The organism is Cellulomonas septica (assembly GCF_012396155.1).
Taxonomy (GTDB): Bacteria; Actinomycetota; Actinomycetes; order Actinomycetales; family Cellulomonadaceae; genus Cellulomonas; species Cellulomonas septica.
Map to the genome: position 1 here is coordinate 1 of NZ_JAAXOY010000410.1, position 3,206 is coordinate 3,206.

The window sequence follows — 3,206 nt, forward strand, 5'->3', positions numbered from 1 at the left end:
TAGCCGACGCGGTGCCAGGGGGCGGACGGGCCGAGCGGTGCGCCGAACAGGCGCACGCTGCCCGCGCTGGTCGGCACGACGCCGAGCAGCGCGCGGACGAGCGTGGACTTGCCGGACCCGTTGGCGCCGAGCAGCGCGAGGACCTGGCCGGGCTCGACCGCGAGGTCGACGCCGGCGAGGATGCGGCGGCCGCCGAGCGTGACGTCGAGACCCGTCGCCTCGACGGCGAGCGGTGGGGTGGTGCCAGAGGTCACGAGCAGGACAATGCCACGCGCAGCGCCTCGAGGTTGTCCTCGGCGACGGAGAAGTAGTCCGCGTCCTCGTCCGCGAGCCCCTCGATGGGGTCGAGCACCGCGGTGTCGACGCCGAGGTCGGCGGCGAGCGTCTCGGCGACCTTGGGGCTGACGAGCGTCTCGAAGAAGATCGTCGTGACGCCCTCCTGCTCGACGACGTCGGACACCTCGGCGAGGCGCGCGGGCGACGGCTCGGCCTCGGGGTCGATCCCGGAGATCCCGACCTCGTGCAGGTCGTACCGGTCGGCGAGGTAGCCGAACGCGGTGTGCGAGGTGACGAACGTGCGGATCGAGCACTCCGCGAGGCCGGCCTGGTACGCCTCGTCGAGCGCGGTGAACCGCTCGGTGAGCGCGGCCGCGTTGGCGGCGAACTCGTCGGCGCCGTCGGGGTCGAGCTCCGTCAGCTGGGCGGCGACCGCGTCGGCGACGGCGGGGATGCGGCTGGGGTCGAGCCAGAAGTGCGGGTCGAGCCCGCCGTGGTCGTGCTCGTCGCCCTCCTCGTGCTCGTGCTCGTGGCCCTCGTCGGACATCAGCGACGTGACGTCGGCGGCGTCGAGGACGTGCGCGGGTGCGGTCTGCGCGACGGCGTCGTCGACGGCGGCCTGGAAGCCCGACAGGTAGACGACGAGGTCGGCGGTGTCGAGGTGCGACACCTGGGCGGGGGAGAGCTCGACGTCGTGCGGCTCGGCCCCGGGCGGCGTCAGCGACTCGACGCTCACGCGGTCGCCGCCGACCTGCTGCGCGACCATCTGCAGCGGGTAGAACGAGGCGAGCACGTGCACGGTGTCGTCGTCCGCGGCGGCGGTCGACCCGCACCCGGCGAGCAGAGCGGGCAGCGCGAGGGCGGGCACGAGGAGCAGGGGGCGCCGGGGGCGGGCGAAGAGCATGACGATCATTCTCAGTTGGACGAGAACCGTTGTCAAAAACGCCGTGCGGCGCGTCGCCCCGGGGCCGGTAGCCTGGGGACTCGTCTGCCGTGGCACCCGCCCCGGCCCCCACCGCCCGCGACACCCAGCCGTGGGCGCCTCACGCACTGGAGTGATCGCTCGTGGCCGCACCTTCCCGTCTGGACGCCGTCGTCTCCCTGGCCAAGCGCCGTGGCTTCGTGTTCCCCAGCGGTGAGATCTACGGAGGCACGCGCTCCGCGTGGGACTACGGCCCGCTCGGCGTCGAGCTCAAGGAGAACATCAAGCGCCAGTGGTGGCGGGCGATGGTCACGCGTCGCGACGACATCGTCGGCCTCGACTCGTCCGTGATCCTGCCCCGCCAGGTGTGGGTCGCCTCGGGCCACGTCGGCGTCTTCACCGACCCGCTCACCGAGTGCCTCTCGTGCCACAAGCGGTTCCGCGAGGACCAGATGATCGAGGAGTTCGAGGAGCGCAAGGGCCGCGCGCCCGAGGGTGGCCTCGCCGAGATCGCCTGCCCGAACTGCGGCACGCGCGGCCAGTGGACCGAGCCGCGCGACTTCAACATGATGCTCAAGACGTACCTCGGCCCCGTCGAGGACGAGTCCGGCCTGCACTACCTGCGGCCCGAGACCGCGCAGGGCATCTTCGTGAACTTCCAGAACGTGCTCACCGCCTCGCGCAAGAAGCCGCCGTTCGGCATCGGCCAGATCGGCAAGTCGTTCCGCAACGAGATCACGCCCGGCAACTTCATCTTCCGCACGCGCGAGTTCGAGCAGATGGAGATGGAGTTCTTCGTCGAGCCCGGCACCGACGAGACCTGGCACCAGTACTGGATCGACACGCGCACCGACTGGTACGTCGACCTCGGCATCAGCCGCGACAACCTGCGTCTCTACGAGCACCCCGCCGAGAAGCTCTCGCACTACTCGAAGCGCACCGTCGACATCGAGTACCGGTTCGGCTTCCAGGGCAGCGAGTGGGGCGAGCTCGAGGGCATCGCGAACCGCACCGACTTCGACCTGTCGACGCACTCGCAGCACTCGGGCCAGGACCTGTCGTACTTCGACCAGGCCAAGAACGAGCGCTACGTGCCGTACGTCATCGAGCCCGCCGCGGGCCTCACGCGCTCGCTCATGGCGTTCCTCGTCGAGTCGTACACCGTCGACCAGGCGGCCAACACTAAGGGCGGCGTCGACGAGCGCGTCGTGCTCAAGCTCGACCACCGCCTCGCGCCCGTCAAGGCCGCGGTCCTGCCGCTGTCCCGCAACGAGCAGCTCTCCCCGAAGGCACGCGACCTCGCCGCCGAGCTCCGCCAGCACTGGAACGTCGACTTCGACGACGCCCAGGCGATCGGCCGTCGCTACCGCCGCCAGGACGAGATCGGCACGCCGTTCTGCATCACGGTCGACTTCGACACGCTCGAGGACCAGGCCGTGACCATCCGGCACCGCGACGACATGACGCAGGAGCGCGTCGCGCTCGACAAGGTCGCCGGCTACCTCGCGCAGCACCTGATCGGCGCCTGACCTCAGCACCGTCGTCGTCGGGGTGGTCGTCGGAGCAGTCCGCGGCCACCCCGACGCACGTCACGCCGGGGGCCGCGCCATCAGCTCCTCGACGTCGGCGAGCTCCTCGGCCCCGATGACGCACTCCCGCGGCGAGTCCGCGCTCGCGCAGCCGACGGTCCCGTCCGCGGCCCCGAACGCGACGCCGCTCGTCGTGTCGGTCAGCCCGGACCCGCGCAGGTCGGGGAACACGAGCACGTACCAGGAACGGTCGTCGTCCGGCAGCCGGAACGTCGGCACCTCGAACGCGTGCGTCCCGCGGCCGAACCCGCTGAGGACCGTGTAGAAGACGCGGGCGTCCGCGAACCGTGCGGGTACGGAACCGACCTGGACGAGCGCCTCGCCGCCGACGAAGCCGGTCGCGCCGGCGGCGTCCGGCGCGTCGGCGAGGAGCGCCGTCGGGCCGACCACGACGGTGCCCGACGCGTCCACGACCTCCG

The 3,206-nt window shown here is 71.6% G+C and carries 4 protein-coding genes; 1 reads left to right on the forward strand and 3 read right to left on the reverse strand.

Annotated elements, in window-relative coordinates; translation table 11 throughout:
• Positions 1–254, reverse strand: a 254-nt coding sequence (locus HGA02_RS14095) for an ATP-binding cassette domain-containing protein (protein WP_168679571.1), incomplete at its 3' end; no start/stop codon positions are given.
• Positions 251–1,180: a metal ABC transporter substrate-binding protein gene (locus HGA02_RS14100; RefSeq protein ID WP_168679573.1), complete on the reverse strand. Its 930-nt coding sequence runs from the start codon at positions 1,178–1,180 to the stop codon at positions 251–253. The genes HGA02_RS14095 and HGA02_RS14100, both read right to left, overlap by 4 nt.
• Positions 1,181–1,341: 161 nt before the next feature.
• Between HGA02_RS14100 and HGA02_RS14105 the strand changes: the two genes are divergently transcribed.
• A complete protein-coding gene (locus tag HGA02_RS14105; RefSeq protein WP_168679575.1) occupies positions 1,342–2,727 on the forward strand; it encodes a glycine--tRNA ligase in 1,386 nt (461 codons plus the stop codon).
• Between the two features lie 60 nt (positions 2,728–2,787).
• On the opposite strand, the gene HGA02_RS14110 is transcribed toward HGA02_RS14105, so the two are convergent.
• A partial coding sequence (locus tag HGA02_RS14110; protein WP_168679577.1) for a hypothetical protein occupies positions 2,788–3,206 on the reverse strand: 419 nt, incomplete at its 5' end.